Consider the following 16628-nt stretch of genomic DNA (forward strand, 5'->3'; position numbering starts at 1 on the left):
TCACTCGACCGCGGGTCGTCACTCGACCGCAGCGAACAGGCCGCTCGGCAGCACCCGACCGTCGACCTCGGTGATGACGTCGGCGGGCAGCCCCGCACGCATCGCCGCGGAGAGGATCGCCTCGGCCGATTCCGCCTCGTACACGCAGTAGCTCTTGCGGCGATCGATCGAGAGGAAGGAGTAGAGCCAGCGGACCTCCTCCTCATCGTTGATGAGGTTGAGTTCGTCGAAGACCCCCTCGCCGAAGACGGCGCGCTCGGCGTAATTGCGTTCGATGATGAAGTAGGGCATCGCACCCCCTGCTGAACTCGTGTGGTGACGAGGGTACTCCTCCGATCGTCGGGCCGCACCGCCCGGCGCGGCGGCCGTAGACTCGCCCGGGTGAGCACCCGTCACGAGCGCAAGAAGAAGCTGCGACCGCGGTATCGCCGCGAGAGCACGCATCCCGTCGTGGTCATCCTGTGCACGCTCATCATGCTCGTCTGCCTCGCGACCGCGGTCGGCTGCGCCTGGATGCTGACCTCGTCGGTCGTCGAGCAGATCGGCCCCTTCGAGACCGTGGGTCGCGCCCGGCCGATGCCCGCCTGGCTTGCGTGGATCGGACTCGCGCTCGGAGCCGCGGTCGCCGGGCAGATCGCCTTCGAGAACGCGGCATACCTCGTGCGGGTCATCCGCAAGAAGCCGAAGCGCATGCTGGTGCCGCGCGACTGGTAGCGCTGCAGCGACGCGAGCGGGTCTCGATACGCTCCTTCGTCGCGACTCGACCGGCCGAACCCGGCCGGCGCCACGGCCCGCGCAAGTTCCCCCTGTGCGCGGGCCGCAGCCCCGAGGCATCCCTCAGACGCCCTTGACGTTCACGATCTGCCGCAGCGTGTGCCGCACCTTCACGAGCGGGGCCGCGTCGGCGATCACCCGGTCGATCGGCTTGTACGCCTGCGGGATCTCGTCGATGAACGCGTCGGTGTCGCGGAACTCGATGCCGACCATCGCCTCACGCAGCTGCTCGTGCGTGAAGGTCTTCCGGGCCTTCGACCGTGAGTACTCCCGGCCGGCGCCGTGCGGCGACGAGTTCAGCGACATCGCGTCGCCGAGCCCCTCGACCACGTACGACGCGGTGCCCATCGAACCCGGGATCAGCCCGAGCCGACCGACGTCGGCCTGGATCGCGCCCTTCCGCGACACCCACACCCGCTTGCCGAAGTGCTCCTCGCTCTCGGTGAAGTTGTGGTGGCAGTTGATGCGCTGCCGCTCCTCCACCGGTGTGCCCACCCACTCGGAGACCTGCCGGATGACCCGATCCATCATCTCCTCGCGGTTGAGCAGTGCGAAGTGCTGCGCCCACCTGAGCTCGGCGATGTACCGCGTGAACTCGGGCGAGCCCTCGACGAGGTAGGCCAGGTCGGGGTTCGGCAGCTCGATCCACCACTGCTTCGCGAGCCGCTGGGCGACCTTGATGTGATGCTGCGCGATCTTGTTGCCCACGCCCCGGCTGCCCGAGTGAAGGAACAGCCACACCCGGTCGGCCTCGTCGAGCGACACCTCGATGAAGTGGTTGCCGCTGCCGAGCGTGCCGAGCTGCTCGCGCCAGTTGCCCGCGTACCGTGCCGGGTCGAAGCCCTTCGCCTCGGCGAGGGCCTCGAGCTCGGCGACGCGCGGCACGGCGGTGGCGACGATCTTGCGGTTGTACTTGCCCGCCGAGAGCGGGATGGCGCGCTCGATCTGCTCCCTGACCGCCCGCCGGTCGGCGGGCAGCTCGGATGCCTCGAACTGCGTCTGCACCGCGATCATGCCGCAGCCGATGTCGACGCCGACGGCCGCCGGGATGATCGCGCCGAGCGTCGGGATGACCGAGCCCACCGTGGCCCCGAGGCCGAGGTGCGCGTCGGGCATGAGCGCGAGGTGCGGGTAGATGAACGGCATCGTCGATGAGACGCGGGCCTGCTCGATCGTCTGCTCGTCGAGCAGGCTCGCCCACGAGACGAGCCGAGTGGAGATCTTCTCCATGATCCTTTCCTGTCTGGTTGCTGTTGCGGAGTTCCTCGGGCCCGAGGGTCTCGTCGCGCGCAGACAGAGAAACACCCCGGGCCTCGAGCGGCACGGGGTGACGGATTCGCGAGTGGTCGCGGGCGTCAGGGTGCCTGATCGAGAAGCTGGTCGAGTTCACGATTGAACCCGCGCTGATCGCGCAGGTTCATGGGCTCGACGAAGGTCGGCTTGTTCGTGCGCTGCAGATGCACGTTCACGGCCGCCTCCATTCCAGATTCCGGGGATGCTGCGCGGTCGGCGCAGCCTTCGAACACTAGCGGCGTTTCGGGGCGGGGGTCAAGAGTGATGTCGGCGGCGTGGTCTCGATACGGCGCTTCGCGCCTACTCGACCGACGAGAGCCCCGAAGGTCACAACTGGGTCACTTGTCCCACTCTCCTCTTGACGTGCCCGTACCCAGTACGGATGCTTGGCTGACCCGACCCCCGAAGTCACGATGGAGTGCAATGCGCCAGGTTCGCCGTCCGATCGTCGCCGTCTCAGCGACCGCCGCCCTCCTGCTGATCCAGTCGGTGATCGACCCGACCGGCCTGCTCGCCCTCGTCGGCTGGCCCGGCGGCACGCCGCGGTTCGACCTGTGGTGGCCCGTCGCGCGCTACGTCGTGTTCGTGCCGGTGATGCTCGCCGTCGTGTGGTGGGCCGCGGTGCGCGCGGGCGAACGATACTGGACGCTGACCGCCGGAGTCGTGCTCGCCGCCCTGCTCGCACAGTTCGCGGCCTGCCTCGCGATGACCGGGGATGTCCCGCTGTCGGCGTGGGCCGCCGGGTACATCGCGGCGAAGGCGGTGCCGTCGGCGCTGATCGTGGCGGGGGTCGTTCGGGTGGTCGAGCGGGTCGTGGCGCGACGCGCGGCGCGCGCGGGTCTCGATACGGCGCTGCGCGCCTACTCGACCGACGGAACCTGGGCGGGGGCGGTCGCGTTCGGCGCGGCGGCGCCGCTGCTCGCAGGTTCGTGGTGGACGGGCGCCACCTACGCCCCCGGCATCCCGACCCCGCGGCCCGGGAGCGACGTGCTCGGCTTCGTCGGCATGCTCGTCGCGATCGCGTTGCTCATCGGCGCCGGCTGGCTCGGCATCCGGTGGATGCGCCGGCGCGTGACCGGGTTCCTCGGCACCTGGCTCGGCGCACTCGTCGCGGGCGGCCTCTTCGGCCTCGCGCAGGGCGTCATCGGCCTCATCGTCGACGACGGGTTCCGCGGCGACCTCTGGCCGCTCATGGCCACCTACGTCCACGTCGCCGACGGCCTGGCCTTCGGCGCCTGCACGGGCTGGATCGCAGCCGTCGTCGTGCTCGTCGCCGACCGCGTGGTCGCGCGGCGGGCGGCGGGCAAGGGTTTCGAGACGCGTCCTCCTGCGTCGGGCGCTCTTCAACCGACGGAGGGTTCACGCGTCGCGGCGGGCATCGGCGTCGGCGTGGCCGTCGTCGCGGTGACCGCGATCGCCGCCTCGCTCATCGCACCGGCGGCACGCGCGGTCGCGACCGACCGGAACGAGGCATCCGTGCCCGCGGGCTTCCTGCGGGTCGAAGACGGACGGTTCGCCGACGGCGAGGGCCACCAGGTGCTCCTGCGCGGTGTCAACGTGAACCAGCTCGTCGACTTCTACCAGGCGACCCCCGACCTGCCGGTGACCCGCGAGCTCACCGAGCAGGACTTCGCCGACATGGCCACGTACGGCTTCAACGTCGTGCGGCTCGGCATGTCGTGGTCGGCGCTCGAGCCGACGCAGGGCGAGCTCGACCCCGAGTACCTCGCGCAGGTGAAGCAGGCCGTCGCGTGGGGCGAGGAGCACGGCATCCGCACCGTGCTCGACATGCACCAGGACGGCTGGTCGAACCTGCCGACCGCCGAGGGCACCGCCTGCCGGCCCGGCACCGACCCGATGTGGGGCTACGACGGCGCCCCCGAGTGGGCGACGCACTGGGACGGCGCCCCGCGCTGCTCGTTCACGGGCCGCGACATCTCGCCCGCCGGAGACCGCGCGTTCGAGCACTTCTGGTTCGACACCGACGGAATCCAGACCGCGCTCGCCCGGACCTGGGGCGAACTGGCCGGCGAGTTCGCCGACGAGAAGGCGGTCGCGGGCTTCGACCTGCTCAACGAGCCCGGCTTCGGCGAGACCGCCCCGCTCACGACCTCGAAGAAGAACGGCGAGTTCTCGGCGAAGGCGATCGCCGCGATCCGCGAGGCCGGCGCTCCGCAGATCGTGTTCGTCGAGCCGAGCATCCTCTGGTCGGGCCTCGGCTTCGACAGCGGCCCGTCGATCGGCTTCACCGACGACCTCAACGTCGCGTTCTCCCCGCACCTCTACGCCGAGTCGATCACGATGGATGCCTCGCTGGGACTTCCGACGATCGTCAGCACCGAGCGTCAGTTCGAACTCGGTCAGCGGGTCGCCGACGAGCTCGGCATGCCGATGTGGTCGGGCGAGTACGGGTACTGGGGCGACGAGGCGTCGACCGCGGCGCACCTCTCCCGGTACGCCACGGAGGAGGATGCACGCATCCTGGGCAGCGCCTACTGGGTGTGGAAGCAGGCGTGCGGCGACCCGCAGAACGGCATCCAGGAGCTCGGCAACGCGCTCCTCTCCGAGGACTGCGCGACCGGTGACGACGCGCCGCGCAAGGAGCACCTGCTGAGCATCCTGTCGCGGGCGTACCCGCAGGAGGCGCCGGGCGTGATCACGAGCCTGAAGGCCGGGGTCGCGGGCGACGACGGCGCCGAGCTCGCCCTCACGGGCGTCGTCGGCGAACCGCTCTGCGGGCTCCAGGTGTGGATCCCCGGTGAGGCGGAGCCGCAGTTCTTGGAGGAGCGCGGTCTGAGCAAGCTCGAACTCGAGCAGGTCGACGGAGGATGGATCGTCACCGCCTGCGCCGACGGCGAGTACGCGCTCTCGACCAAGTAGTGAATGGGATGCCCCCGCGCCGGGCGGCGCGAATAGGGTTGGGCGGGTGCCCCTGATCACCCGACTCGACCCTGCCGACCCGGCCGCGGTGGCGATCCTCCGTCGCTACCTCGACGACATCATCACCCGCTACTACGGGCGGGCCGCCGCCGACGCCGAGATCGACGAGGAGCTCGCGCAGGGCGGCGACGATGGGCTGCGCGGCGATCGGGGCGACTTCTTCGTCGCATCCGAGGCCGGTGTGGCGGTCGGGTGCGCCGGCGCCCGATACCTCGATGACGATGCGGCAGAGCTCACCCGGGTGTTCGTCGCACCCGAGGCCCGCGGTCAGGGCCTGGGCGCCTCGCTCGTCGGAGCGGTCGAGGATGCGGTGAGGGGCAGCGGACGCACGACTCTCCGCCTCGACACCCGCAACGACCTGGTGGAGGCCCGCGCGCTCTACGCGAAGCTCGGCTACGCCGAGGTCGCGCCGTTCAATGACAGTCCGTACGCCGAGCACTGGTTCGCCAAGGACCTGACGACGCGCTGACCGCCGGGGGCGATCGCGCGGGGAGTGCAGGGCCGAGGGCGCCCGGTCCGTTCGGAGAGTGTTCCCCTCACCCGAAGGCGGTACTTCGGTACTTCGGTACTTCGGTACCGTCACAGCGGGAGCAGCCCTCGCCGCGCAGCAATAGGGCCTCCGCGGCGGGCGGTGCGCTCTCCGGCAGAAGGTGCGCCGGGCCGACTACCCGAGCGCCTCGCGGGCGTTGCGGTACTTCGCCGCGAGACGCTGCTGGGCGTCGTAGTCGAGCTTGCGCACGCGCCACGCCGCGGAGTTGTCGGCGACGTCGGCGAGCTTCACGCGACGCGCGAGCGGGCTGCGGCGGATACGCGCGAAGTACTCGTCGTCGCTCATCTCGGGCGTGCGGGTGAGCAGCACCACGACCTCGACGATGTCGGGGCGCACGCCCGCTTCGAAGAGATCCTGCTCGGTGACCGCGCTGCGCTCGATCACGTCGTGCAGCCACGCCGCCGCCGTCGCGACCGGCTCGGTCGCCGCGTCGAAGTGCTCGGCCACACGGCCCGGGTGATCGATGTAGTCGGCGCCGACCTGGTCGACCTGGCCGCGGTGCGCCACGAAGGCGATGCCCTTCGCGAGCGCGACCTGCGCGGCCGCGTCGGCATCGACGGCGGGCGCGGTCTGCGGGGCCGAGTGCAGGCCAGCAGGGGCCGCGATGGGGGTCACGGATGCCGCGGGCGCCAGTGCGCCCGTCGGGTTGGTCATCATCGCCACAGGGTTCGTCTCCTTGTTCGAGTCGGGGTCGAGGGTCGGCGTCGCGTGCGCGACCGGCGCGACCTCGGGGAGGTCGGTCGCGACCGGCACGGGCGCCGGCGCGATGGCAGAGGGTTCGGGGGTCACCGGAGGCACGAGCGACAGTCGCGGGGTCGGTTCGGGCACGAGCGTCAGCTTCGGCGGAGTGAGCGGCGCCACCGACGGCTCGGGCTCGGGCTCGGGCTCGGGCTCGGGCTCGGGCTCGGGCTCGGGCTCGGGCTCACGGTCGATCGTCTCGGCCCATTGCATGAGCACGGGCTCCGACATGAGCGTCTCGGGGTGCGCCGCGGCATGATCGGTCGCCGGCGCGGGCTCGGGGGCCACGAGCGGGTCGACGTCGGAGGTCACACGGTCCTCGTCGAAGAGCTCGACGGGCTGCACGGGCTGCACGGGCTCGGCCGCGGTCGCAGGCTCGTCGAGGCTCAGTTCGGGTGCCTCGAACCCGGCGCGCCGCAGGAGGTCGGCCCACGCTTCGGCGTCGGTCTCGGGGGACTCGATCTCGGCGGCCTCCGCGACCGGCTCGGGCTGGGGCTCTTCGACCGCAACGGGCTCGGCCGTCACCTCGAGCGGCATCGTGTCCCCGGCATCCGTCGGCGGAACCCACGCGGGAACCGACGCCTCGGCCGCGAGCTCGGCGAGCGGATCGCGGCCGCGCAGCGGGCGCACGAAGTTCAGCTCGGCCTCGAGCTCGGCCATCTCGCGGGCGTCGAGCTCGAGCATCGAGCGGGCGTCGCCGAGGCTGCGGCGCACGAAGTAGTACTCGTCGACCTCGGCGAGGCGGTCGCCGTCGCTCGTCGTGAAGTAGCGGCGGCGCGAACCGTCGGTGACCGCGAGGATGACCTCGACGAAGTCGCCGCTCGGCACCTCGCAGCAGAGGTAGTAGCGCTCGATCTCGCCCGACGTCGGCTGCGCGGCGGAGGCCGTCGGCACCGGCGACGACGGCCCGGAATCACCGCCGACCTCGGGCGCGGGCGGCGCCCACACGCTCGCACGCTCGGGCATGCGGCGGGGACGCAAGGTGCCGCCGGCTTCGGCGCTGCGACGCGCTGCACGCGACTCGGGCTCGGCCGCCGGCGCAGGGAACCCGGGCGTGGACTGATCGTCTGCGGGGATCATCGGGTCAGGCTCCTGGGGGTGAGCGCCGGGGCGGGCGGGCAATCAGCGCACGCCGGGGGTGCGCACGCCTCTCCGATGCTAAGCGCTCCACCCGTCGGATTCGAGGAAGAAGTCGAGGGATCTGCGAATCGGGCGTGCGCCGCTCACTCGTCGCCCGGCTCCTGGAACACCGTCAGCTGCAACCCGGCGGGCCCAGCGAGCCTCGAGTTGATCGAGCGCCACGGCGTCTCGCGCGGGGTCGCGAGCAGCTCGGCACCCGCCTCGACGAGCTCGTCGGTCACGGCCGGCGTGTCGTCGACCTCGAACGCGACCCGCAGGTGCGGGCTCCGCACCCCGTCGGTCTCGACGCGATCGATCAGCCGCACCTGCGCGGGGTTCGACAGCTCGAGCGTCGCCCTGCCCGCATCGAGGATCATCACGCGGGCATCGTCCTCGCCCTCGTACGACTCCTCCTCCACGAGGCCGAGCACGTCGCGGTAGAACGCGACCGCCGCCTCCCAGTCCTCGGCCTCCACGACGAGACGAAGCTGGCGGACTCGGCGCGGGGCGCCACCCGGTGCACTGCTCATGACCGCACCCTACGCCGCCCCGGTCGGCTTGGCGGCGTTCGACAACGCATTCGCGCGTGGCATCCTGATTCGCACAGAATCGGGGCATGCGCATCACCCCTCGACGACTCGCCATCGGCATGAGCCTGTGGGCTCCGAACCTGTGGAGCGGCATCCGCGTGCGGCGCTTCGCCGACGACTGGACGAGCGCCACCGTCGAACTGCACGTGAACGTGATCACGCGCAACTACGTGAAGACCGCGTTCGGCGGCTCGCTCTCGGCGATGACCGACCCCTACTACTTCATGCTGATCATGCACCAGCTCGGGCGCGACTACGTCGTCTGGGACACCCGCGGCGAGATCGAGCTGCTGAAGCCCGGTCGCGGCGTGCTCACCGCCCATTTCGAGGTGCCGAAGCTCCAGGCGGACGAGCTCCGCGAGCGCGCCCGCGGCGGCGCAAAGGTGCTCGAGTGGTTCGAGACCGAGATCACCGATCGCGACGGCGACGTCGTCGCCCGCGTTCGCCGCGAGGTCTACGTGCGCGAGAAGCGGCGGGTCACCGAGTCGACGCCCACCTGATTAGATGGGTGGCACGTGCCCTTCGATGAAGATGAGGTCTATGGATGTCGGTGATGCCACGGTGTCTCGGAGCCGGAACGCTGCTCGTGCTCGCACTCGGACTGACCGCCTGCACAGGCACCCCCGACTCCCCCGAGCCCACGAGCCCCGTCGTGCAGCTCGGCGCCCCCGGTGAACCGAACCGCACCCTCTCCCCCGACGAGGCCGACGCGATCGAGGCGCCCGGGCACACCGAACTCGACGTCGCGTTCATGCGCGACATGATCCACCACCACGACCAGGCGATCGAGATGACCGCCCTCGTCGAGGAGCGCACCGACAGCCGTGACATCCGGCTGCTCGCCGAGCGCATGTCGGTGAGCCAGCAGGACGAGCGCGTCCAGATGGTCACCTGGATGCAAGACCGTGGCGTGCCCGTGAACGATGCCGGCCACGACGGGCACCGCACCGACGGCTCCGCCATGCCGGGCATGCTGAGCGACGAGCAGATGGCCGAGCTCGAGGCCGCGACGGGCGCCGACTTCGACCGGCTCTTCCTCGTGAGCATGATCCAGCACCACGAGGGCGCGAAACAGATGGTCGAAGAGCTCTACGCCGCAGGCGGCGGGCAGGAGTCGGCGACCGACACCTTCGCACGGCACGTCGAATCCGACCAGGGCGTCGAGATCGCCCGCATGCAGCAGATGCTCGCCGAACGGGGCTGAGCGCGGCTTCGCCGAATCCAGAGACGACCGAGGGCCCGGCGGTCGAACCGCCGGGCCCTCGGTGTCGGTGGGGAGGCCGAGGCCTCCCCACCGGTGGATCAACCGAACGTCGCAGAGAGGGCCGTGAGCCCCTGCACGACGTTCGAGTCGACGGCCGCCCCCGACTTGCGGACGGCGTTGTCGAGCTGGGCGACGACCGCACGGCCCGCGGCCGCACCATCTGCCAGCTGCTCGGCCTTGTCGACGTGCTTGCGCACCTCGGTGAGCGCCTTGCCGCTCAGGCTGCCGTCGCGCTCGGCCTGGTCGATGTACGACCTGGCCACCGCGAAGCTCGGCTCGTGCACGATGGCCGTCTGCATCTGCGCGTTGAACTGGCCGAGCTGCACCTCACCGGCCGCCTCGATCTCGTTCGCCGACATCTGCTCGCTCACGGCGAGACCCATCGTGTCGAATCCGCGCGCGATCTCGTTGCCGACCACGCTCCCGTTGTACCAGTAGGTCGACCAGTAGCCGCCGAGCGACAGCGACGCAGCGCTGATCGGGCCGCGGTCGAGATAGGCGATCTCGGTCGGGTTTGCGGTGTCGGTGAAGTCGATGATCGACACACCGCCCTGGTACCAGGCCTGCACCATGATGTCGCGGCCAGGAACCGGCACGATCGAGCCGTTGTGCGCCACGCAGTTCTCCTGGACGGTCTGCGGCACCGGCAGCTTGTAGTAGCTGGCGAACTGCAGCTTGCCGTCGACGATGTCGAACAACGCGTTCGCACCCCACTCGGGCGCGTCGGTCGAGCGGCAGCGCGGCGAGGACCCGCCGCCCCACTCGTCGGTGAAGATGACCTTCGTGCCGTCGTTGTTGAACGTCGCCGAGTGCCAGTACGAGAAGTTCGGGTCGGCGACCGCGTCGACGCGCACCGGGTTGACCGGGTCGCTGATGTCGAGCAGGATGCCGTTGCCCTGGCACGCGCCCGCCGCGAGCCCGATCTCGGGGTACGCGGTGATGTCGTGGCACGTGTTCGTGTTCGGCGTCGGGCTGTAGACCGTGCCGCTCGGGTGGATCTGCCCGCCCAAGGTGTTCTGCAGACCGTTGTACGCGCCCGTGTCGGGGTTGGTGAAGATCCTCGGCTGGCTGACGACCGCGGCCGTCTCGGGGGCGTCGAGCGGCACCTTGATGACGTCGATGCGCCACTGCGTCGGGTCACCCGTGGTCACCGGCGCGGTGGTCAGTGCGGCGTTCTGGCAGCCCGGGAGCTCCAACGGCGAGCGGACGCTCGACGTGCCCGAGTTGTAGATGTACACGTTCTCGGTGTCATCGGGATCGGTGACGAGCGTGTGCGTGTGCGAACCGCGACAGGTCTGCACGCCGGGCAGCTGCACCGGGTTGGCGATGTCGCTGATGTCGAAGATGCGCACCCCGCGGAACCGCTCGGGGTTCACCGAGCCTGAAGCGCCCTGCGTGCCGCAGTCGATGCGGCCGCTGGTCTGCTCCACCGACATGAACAGGAGGTCGCCGTACACCGAGACGTCGCCCTGCCCGCCCGGGCAGACGAACGACTTCGCGAGCACGGGGGCCACCGGATCGGAGACGTCGAACACCTGGAACCCCTGGTAGCTGCCGGCGATCGCGTAGTCGCCGGTGAAGGCCAGGTCGGAGTTGATGGATCCTGCGGCGAACACCCCGGTGCCGGGCGAGCTCGACAGCAGGTCGATGCCGCTCGCCGCCATTCCGGCGTCGAAGAGACCTGCGGGCAGGTCGACGCGGGGGTCGTCGTCGGCGACGGCCGCGGTGGCCGTCATCAGGGAGGCGCCGAGCAGCAGCGCTCCGGCGGCGGCGAGTGCGCGTCTGCGCCCTCGCGGGGGTCGGTGGTCGAGTCTCATCGGCGTGGCCCTCATCTCTCGTTGCGACAGCACTGTCTCGTTGCGATGAACGATCGAGCCCTCCGATGGACGAGCGCCCACGCCCCCGTGCGCGCCCGCGGCCCCGGAAGGCCGACCAATTCCTCCAACGTATCGAGAAGGGGCGGTCGGCGCACCAGAAATCTCGAGAAGCGACGGGGTGGTGGTCTCGATACGCTCGCTTCGCTCGCTACTCGACCGACCGAGGGCTCAGCGGACCACGTCGTAGACGGCCTTCACGATGCCGTTCGAGTAGGCCTCGTGCTCGACGAGGTCGAGCTTCGTCGTGGGGCCGGGGTCGCCCGGGCCGTCGCCGAAGAGCCGCTTGCCCGCGCCGAGCAGCACGGGGAACACGAGCAGGTGGTACCGGTCGACGAGCCCCGCCGCGGCGAGCCCCCGCGCGAGGGTCGCGCTGCCGTGCACGATGATCGGCCCGCCCTCGCCCTCCTTGAGTGCCGCCACCTCGTCGAGGCCGCCGAGCACGTGGCAGTTCTCCCACTCGGGCAGGAGCGCCTCGTCGGTGAGCGTCGTCGAGACGACGTACTTCGGCATCGCGTTGTACTCGGCGAAGTCGTCGACCATGCTCGGCCAGACGGGCGCGAACTCGTCGTAGCTGACACGCCCGAGCAGCATCGCCGTGGCCTCGAGCTGCTCGGAGCCCTTGATCGCGTAGGCCTCCTCGACGAACGGGACCTCCTTGAAGGTCCAGCCGGCGCGGGGGTGCGAGCCGCCCCCGGGCGAGTCGACGACGCCGTCGAGGCTGATGAATTCGCTGACGATGAGGGTGCGCATGACGTGTCCTTTCGTGGCGACCGGAGATCGGTCTCATTCTGACGTCGAACGGGCGGGCGCGCGATCGACATCGCAGGCGGAATCGCGTGACATCGCGAGCAACCTCCGCCACGTGGCATCCGGACTCTGCACTAGGCTCGCTCGCAGTGACACGGGGTGCCGCACTCGCGCGGCTGAGATCACACCCGTCGAACCTGATCTAGTTCGGACTAGCGAAGGGATGTCGCCATGAGCGCGCGCCTGCACGACCCTGCCCACACTGCCCGTTCGAGCACCGCCCGCACGAGCGCGCTGCTGCTCGACCGCCTGCGCGAACGCCCGCCGCTCGTGCAGTGCATCACCAACACGGTGGTGACGAACTTCACCGCGAACGCGCTCCTCGCCACAGGCGCGGCGCCCGCGATGGTCGACATCGTCGGCGAGGCGGGCGCGTTCGCGCGCGTCGCGAACGCCCTGCTCGTGAATCTCGGCACCCCGAACCCCGAGCAGCGGGATGCCACCCGCGAAGCGGTCTCCGCCGCACGCGACGCGGGCACGCCGTGGGTGCTCGACCCGGTGGCGATCGGCGCCCTGCCGCTGCGCACCGCCCTCGCGCACGAGCTCGTCGCGTTCGGGCCCGCGGTGATCCGCGGCAACGCGAGCGAGATCATGGCGCTCGCGGGCGTGGGTGCGGGCGGGCGCGGCGTCGACGCGGCCGACGGGGTGGAGGCCGCCGCGGGCGCCGCAGCCCTCCTCGCCGAACGGTTCGGTTCGGTCGTCGCGGTCTCGGGGCCGGTCGACCTCGTCACCGACGGGGTCCGCACGGCGCGCCTCGCGAACGGCGACGCCCTGCTCACCCGCGTGACCGGCGGCGGTTGCGCGCTCGGCGCGGTGATCGCGGCGTTCGTCGCCGCCGGCGACGACGTGTTCGACTCGACCGTCGCGGCGAACCTCGTGTACACGGTCGCGGCCGAGCTCGCCGCAGAGGACGCGAGCGGGCCGGGAAGCTTCGCACCTCGGTTCCTCGACGCGCTCGCCGCGGTCGACGCGGTCGCGCTCGTCGAACGGGCCCGCGTCACCGGTTCGGTCGACGACCTCGTGGATGCCACGGCCGGAGCCCGCGCATGAGCGCCCGCGCCGCCCTCGACCTCTCCGTCTACCTCGTCACCGACCCGGCACTCTGCGGTGCGCGCGGGGTGGTCGACGTCGTCGCCCGCGCCGTCGACGGCGGCGTGCGGGTCGTGCAGCTGCGCGACAAGCACGCCGAGGCATCCGCCCTGCTCGACCAGCTCGACGCCGTCGCCCGCGTCATCGACGGGCGCGCGACCCTGCTCGTGAACGACCGGCTCGACGTCGCCCTCGCGGCGCGCGCGGAGGGGCTTCGGGTCGACGGGGTGCACCTCGGGCAGGGCGACGCCGCGGTCGTGGTCGCCCGCGACCGGCTCGGCGCCGACGCCGTCGTCGGACTCACCGCGAACAGCGAGGCCCACCTCGCGACCGTCGCGCGGATGCCGCGCGGCACCGTCGACTACCTCGGGGTGGGGGTGATCCGGCCGACGGCGACGAAACCCGACCATCCGCCGGCCCTCGGCGTCGACGGCTTCGCCCGTTTCGCCGCGCAGGCTGAGCTCCCGTGCGTCGCGATCGGCGGCATCGGGCTCGCCGACCTCGCTCCGCTCCGCGAGGCGGGCGCGGCGGGCGTCGCCGTGGTCTCGGCGATCTGCGCCGCCGACGACCCGCGGGAAGCGGCCGAGACGTTCGCCGTCGAATGGGCGGCCCGCGAGACGGAGGCCGCCCGATGACCGCGCGCGTCCTCAGCATCGCCGGCAGCGACCCCTCGGGCGGCGCCGGGATCCAGGCCGACCTCAAGTCGATCGCCGCGGTCGGCGGCTACGGCATGGCCGCGATCACCGCCCTCACCGCGCAGAACACGCGCGGGGTGCGGTCGGTGCACGTGCCGCCCGCATCGTTCCTCGCGTCGCAGCTGGGGGCGATCTCCGACGACATCGCGGTCGACGCCGTGAAGCTCGGCATGCTCGCGAACGCCGAGGTGATCGGCGTCGTCGCCGAGTGGCTCGGCCGGGTGCGCCCGCCCGTCGTCGTGCTCGACCCCGTCATGGTCGCGACGAGCGGCGACCGGCTGCTCGACGCCTCCGCCGAACAGGCGATCCGCGCACTGCTCCCCCTCGCCGACCTCGTCACCCCGAACCTCGCCGAACTCGCCGTGCTCGCGCGCGCCGAGGTCGCGACGAGCTGGGCCGAGGCGATCGCGCAGGCCGAGACCGTCTCGGCCGAGTACGGCGTGCGGGTGCTCGCGAAGGGCGGGCACCTCGCCGGCTCCACCGCGCCGGACGCCCTCGTCGACGCGGCGAGCGCGAGCGTCGTCGAGTTCGCCGGTGACCGCATCGAGACCACGGCGACGCACGGCACCGGATGCTCGCTGTCGTCCGCGATCGCGACGCTCGCGGCGAGCGCGGGCCCGGGCGCCGACGCCGGTTCCGGTTCCGGTTCCGGTTCCGATTCCATCGACGGCGCCGACCCCTGGCCCGCCGCCGTCGCCGAGGCGCGACGCTGGCTGCGCGAGTCGCTGCGGCACGGCGAAGCCCTCGAGGTCGGCTCGGGCCACGGCCCGATCAGCCACTTCGCCGGGCTCTGGTCGCGCGGCGGCACCCGCACCGCGCCGACCCCGGCCGAGGTGGAGTCCGAATGGTGGGCGTCGATCCGCGGCATCCGCGACGACATCGACGCGCTGCCCTTCATCCGAGGTCTCGCCGACGGATCGCTCGCCCGCGAACCGTTCCTCGGGTACCTCACCCAGGACGCCCACTACCTGCGCGACTACGCTCGCGTGCTCGCCGAGGCGTCACGTCTCGCACCGGATGCCGCGGGGCAGGCCTTCTGGGCGAACTCCGCCCACGGCTCGATCATGGGCGAGCTCGAACTGCACACGGGCTGGCTCGGCCGCGAGGCCGGCACCGAGGCATCCGCACCGCCGGATGCGACGACGACCGCCTACCTCGACCACCTGCTCGCGACAGCGCAACGCGGCGACCACGCCGTGCTCATCGCGGCGCTGCTGCCGTGCTTCTGGATCTACACCGACCTCGGCGAACGCCTCGCAGCGGGTTCCTTCGGGCCGGAGGCGCTCGACCCGGCGCACCCGTACGCCTCGTGGCTCGCGACGTACGGCGACCCCGGCTTCGCGGTCGCGACGCGCGAGGCGATCGGGTTCGTGACCCGGGCTGCGGCGAGCGCGACGCCCGAGCTGCGCGAGCGGATGCACCGGGCGTTCGTCGCCTCGTCGCGGCACGAGCTGGCGTTCTTCGCGGCGCCGCTCGCGGCGTGGAAGGCCGGCGCGACCGTCCACGGCGTCGCCGCGGGTGCGACGCAGGCGGTCGACGCGTGAGCGGCGGCGCCTCGACGATCGCCGAGCCCGCGTTCGGCCCGGTCGCCCCCGGCCCGACCGACGACCCCGTGCGCTCGCGGCGCGCCGTCACCGCTGCCGTGTTCGGCACGGTGCTCGAGTGGTACGACTTCTTCCTCTACGGCACGGCGGCGGCGCTCGTGTTCCCGGCCCTGTTCTTCCCGGCTGACGACCCGATGACGAGCCTGCTCCTCTCCTTCGCGGTGTTCGCCACGGGATTCATCGCCCGCCCCCTCGGCGGCATCGTGTCGGGGGCGCTCGGCGACCGCTTCGGCCGGCGCCGGGTGCTCCTCGCGACGCTGCTCGTGATGGGCGTCGCGACCGCCCTCATCGGGCTGCTGCCGACGCACGCGCAGATCGGGGCGGCGGCGCCCGTGCTGCTCGTCGCGCTGCGGCTCGTGCAGGGCCTCGCGACCGGCGGCGAATGGAGCGGCGCCGTGCTGCTCGCGCTCGAGCAGTCGCCCGTCCGGCGGGGGTTCCGCGGGGCGTTCATCTCGAGCGCCGTGTACCTCGGGCTCATCCTCGGCAACCTCGCGTTCGTGGTGCTCGTCGCCGTGCTCGACGAGCAGGCGCTCCTCGACTGGGGCTGGCGGGTGCCGTTCCTCGCGAGCCTCCTGCTCGTCGCGATCGGGTGGCGGCTGCGCCGCCGCGTCGACGAGTCGCCCGAGTTCACCGCACTGCTCGACGCCCGACGGGCCGCGAGGCGGCCGCTCGTGGAGGTGCTGCGGCGACCCCGTGGCATCCTCGCCGTGTTCCTCGTGCGCGTCGGCGTGAACACGACGTTCTACGTCGTCTCGGTGTTCTGCCTGAGCTATGCGGCGCAGGTCGTCGGGCTGCCGCGCGAGGTCACCCTCACGGCGCTCCTCGTCGGGGCCGCGGTCGCGGCCGTGCTGTGCCCGCTGTGGGGTGCGCTCGGCGACCGCGTCGGGCCGCGTCGCCTCGTCGTCGGCAGCCTCGTGGCGTTCGCCGCGCTCGCGGCGCCCCTCTTCCTCGTGCTCGACACGGGGTCGGCGGCGCTCATCGTCGGCGTGGTCGTCGTCGCGATCGGGGTCGTGAACTCGGCCTCCGACGGGGTGCAGCCCGCCTACTTCACCGCGATGTTCGACACGCGCGTGCGGTACTCGGGCATCTCGATCGGCCGGGAGGCGGGCGCCGTCGTCGGCGGCGGGCTCGCACCCCTCGCGGCGACCGCGCTGCTCGCCGAGGCCGGGCACTGGTGGCCGATCGCGGTGATGATGGTCGTCGCTGCGGCGCTCGGAGTGGTGGGCACCCTCATCGCGCCGCGCGAGTAGATCGACGGCGCGGCCCGCGCGGGCAATGACGAAGCCCC

Annotated in this window: 15 protein-coding genes and 1 riboswitch; of the genes, 9 read left to right on the plus strand and 6 right to left on the minus strand. The window is 71.8% G+C overall.

What is annotated here, in order from left to right:
- Positions 1-18: 18 nt before the first annotated feature.
- Entirely contained in the window at positions 19-291 is a 273-nt protein-coding gene (locus ACFVTX_RS05760; RefSeq protein ID WP_386898597.1) for a DUF4242 domain-containing protein, read from the minus strand.
- Positions 292-381: 90 nt separating this feature from the next.
- On the opposite strand from ACFVTX_RS05760, the gene ACFVTX_RS05765 reads away from it, so the two are divergent.
- Positions 382-714, plus strand: a complete 333-nt coding sequence (locus tag ACFVTX_RS05765; protein ID WP_386898598.1) for a hypothetical protein — start codon at positions 382-384, stop codon at positions 712-714.
- 123 nt (positions 715-837) lie between these two features.
- On the opposite strand, the gene ACFVTX_RS05770 is transcribed toward ACFVTX_RS05765, so the two are convergent.
- Positions 838-2004 (minus strand): RtcB family protein, encoded by a 1167-nt coding sequence (locus ACFVTX_RS05770; protein ID WP_386898599.1) that lies wholly within the window; start codon positions 2002-2004, stop codon positions 838-840.
- Between the two features lie 486 nt (positions 2005-2490).
- Here ACFVTX_RS05770 and ACFVTX_RS05775 point away from each other — a divergent pair, with 486 nt between their 5' ends.
- Both ACFVTX_RS05775 and ACFVTX_RS05780 read left to right on the plus strand, forming a co-directional pair.
- Positions 2491-4947 (plus strand): glycoside hydrolase family 5 protein, encoded by a 2457-nt coding sequence (locus ACFVTX_RS05775; protein WP_386898600.1) that lies wholly within the window; start codon positions 2491-2493, stop codon positions 4945-4947.
- A gap of 46 nt (positions 4948-4993) precedes the next feature.
- Positions 4994-5476 carry a GNAT family N-acetyltransferase gene (locus ACFVTX_RS05780; protein ID WP_386898601.1) on the plus strand — a complete coding sequence of 161 codons (483 nt, stop codon included), beginning with the start codon at positions 4994-4996 and terminating at the stop codon, positions 5474-5476.
- Positions 5477-5671: 195 nt separating this feature from the next.
- Here the strand turns inward: ACFVTX_RS05780 and ACFVTX_RS05785 are convergent, their stop codons facing one another.
- Together ACFVTX_RS05785 and ACFVTX_RS05790 are read right to left on the minus strand one after the other, a co-directional pair.
- Positions 5672-7375: a hypothetical protein gene (locus ACFVTX_RS05785; RefSeq protein WP_386898602.1), complete on the minus strand. Its 1704-nt coding sequence runs from the start codon at positions 7373-7375 to the stop codon at positions 5672-5674.
- A 143-nt stretch (positions 7376-7518) separates the two neighbouring features.
- Positions 7519-7944 carry a VOC family protein gene (locus ACFVTX_RS05790; RefSeq protein WP_386898603.1) on the minus strand — a complete coding sequence of 142 codons (426 nt, stop codon included), beginning with the start codon at positions 7942-7944 and terminating at the stop codon, positions 7519-7521.
- A gap of 86 nt (positions 7945-8030) precedes the next feature.
- On the opposite strand from ACFVTX_RS05790, the gene ACFVTX_RS05795 reads away from it, so the two are divergent.
- Complete coding sequence (locus ACFVTX_RS05795; RefSeq protein WP_386898604.1) at positions 8031-8504, plus strand: DUF4442 domain-containing protein; 474 nt, start codon at positions 8031-8033, stop codon at positions 8502-8504.
- A 53-nt stretch (positions 8505-8557) separates the two neighbouring features.
- Positions 8558-9208 (plus strand): DUF305 domain-containing protein, encoded by a 651-nt coding sequence (locus ACFVTX_RS05800; RefSeq protein ID WP_386898605.1) that lies wholly within the window; start codon positions 8558-8560, stop codon positions 9206-9208.
- A 98-nt stretch (positions 9209-9306) separates the two neighbouring features.
- Here the strand turns inward: ACFVTX_RS05800 and ACFVTX_RS05805 are convergent, their stop codons facing one another.
- Together ACFVTX_RS05805 and ACFVTX_RS05810 are read right to left on the minus strand one after the other, a co-directional pair.
- Positions 9307-11004 carry an LVIVD repeat-containing protein gene (locus ACFVTX_RS05805; RefSeq protein WP_386898606.1) on the minus strand — a complete coding sequence of 566 codons (1698 nt, stop codon included), beginning with the start codon at positions 11002-11004 and terminating at the stop codon, positions 9307-9309.
- A 309-nt stretch (positions 11005-11313) separates the two neighbouring features.
- The gene (locus tag ACFVTX_RS05810; RefSeq protein WP_386898607.1) at positions 11314-11895 is read right to left on the minus strand and encodes a dihydrofolate reductase family protein; all 582 of its coding nucleotides are present in this window, start codon (positions 11893-11895) and stop codon (positions 11314-11316) included.
- A gap of 142 nt (positions 11896-12037) precedes the next feature.
- Positions 12038-12133: riboswitch (TPP riboswitch) on the plus strand.
- Between ACFVTX_RS05810 and thiM the strand changes: the two genes are divergently transcribed.
- From thiM to ACFVTX_RS05830, 4 genes are all read left to right on the plus strand, one after another.
- Positions 12124-13002, plus strand: a complete 879-nt coding sequence (gene thiM / locus ACFVTX_RS05815) for a hydroxyethylthiazole kinase (RefSeq protein WP_386898608.1) — start codon at positions 12124-12126, stop codon at positions 13000-13002. (Overlaps the previous riboswitch by 10 nt.)
- Positions 12999-13676 (plus strand): thiamine phosphate synthase, encoded by a 678-nt coding sequence (gene thiE / locus ACFVTX_RS05820; protein WP_386898609.1) that lies wholly within the window; start codon positions 12999-13001, stop codon positions 13674-13676. The genes thiM and thiE overlap by 4 nt, the downstream gene beginning before the upstream one ends.
- Positions 13673-15280 (plus strand): bifunctional hydroxymethylpyrimidine kinase/phosphomethylpyrimidine kinase, encoded by a 1608-nt coding sequence (locus ACFVTX_RS05825; RefSeq protein ID WP_386898610.1) that lies wholly within the window; start codon positions 13673-13675, stop codon positions 15278-15280. Before thiE ends, ACFVTX_RS05825 begins: the two co-directional genes overlap by 4 nt.
- The gene (locus tag ACFVTX_RS05830; protein WP_386898611.1) at positions 15277-16590 is read left to right on the plus strand and encodes an MFS transporter; all 1314 of its coding nucleotides are present in this window, start codon (positions 15277-15279) and stop codon (positions 16588-16590) included. Before ACFVTX_RS05825 ends, ACFVTX_RS05830 begins: the two co-directional genes overlap by 4 nt.
- Positions 16591-16628: the final 38 nt, after the last annotated feature.

The sequence above is a fragment of the Agromyces sp. NPDC058136 genome (genome assembly GCF_042884375.1).
Classification (GTDB): Bacteria; Actinomycetota; Actinomycetes; order Actinomycetales; family Microbacteriaceae; genus Agromyces.

Coding starts and splice junctions, on each gene's coding strand:
- ACFVTX_RS05795 (WP_386898604.1), top strand. CDS start 8,031: ATGCGCATCACCCCTCGACGACTCGCCATCGGCATGAGCCTGTGGGCT.
- ACFVTX_RS05775 (WP_386898600.1), top strand. CDS start 2,491: ATGCGCCAGGTTCGCCGTCCGATCGTCGCCGTCTCAGCGACCGCCGCC.
- ACFVTX_RS05760 (WP_386898597.1), bottom strand. CDS start 291: ATGCCCTACTTCATCATCGAACGCAATTACGCCGAGCGCGCCGTCTTC.
- ACFVTX_RS05805 (WP_386898606.1), bottom strand. CDS start 11,004: ATGACGGCCACCGCGGCCGTCGCCGACGACGACCCCCGCGTCGACCTG.
- thiE (WP_386898609.1), top strand. CDS start 12,999: ATGAGCGCCCGCGCCGCCCTCGACCTCTCCGTCTACCTCGTCACCGAC.
- ACFVTX_RS05800 (WP_386898605.1), top strand. CDS start 8,558: ATGCCACGGTGTCTCGGAGCCGGAACGCTGCTCGTGCTCGCACTCGGA.
- ACFVTX_RS05770 (WP_386898599.1), bottom strand. CDS start 2,004: ATGGAGAAGATCTCCACTCGGCTCGTCTCGTGGGCGAGCCTGCTCGAC.
- ACFVTX_RS05810 (WP_386898607.1), bottom strand. CDS start 11,895: ATGCGCACCCTCATCGTCAGCGAATTCATCAGCCTCGACGGCGTCGTC.
- ACFVTX_RS05790 (WP_386898603.1), bottom strand. CDS start 7,944: ATGAGCAGTGCACCGGGTGGCGCCCCGCGCCGAGTCCGCCAGCTTCGT.
- ACFVTX_RS05785 (WP_386898602.1), bottom strand. CDS start 7,375: ATGATCCCCGCAGACGATCAGTCCACGCCCGGGTTCCCTGCGCCGGCG.
- thiM (WP_386898608.1), top strand. CDS start 12,124: ATGAGCGCGCGCCTGCACGACCCTGCCCACACTGCCCGTTCGAGCACC.
- ACFVTX_RS05825 (WP_386898610.1), top strand. CDS start 13,673: ATGACCGCGCGCGTCCTCAGCATCGCCGGCAGCGACCCCTCGGGCGGC.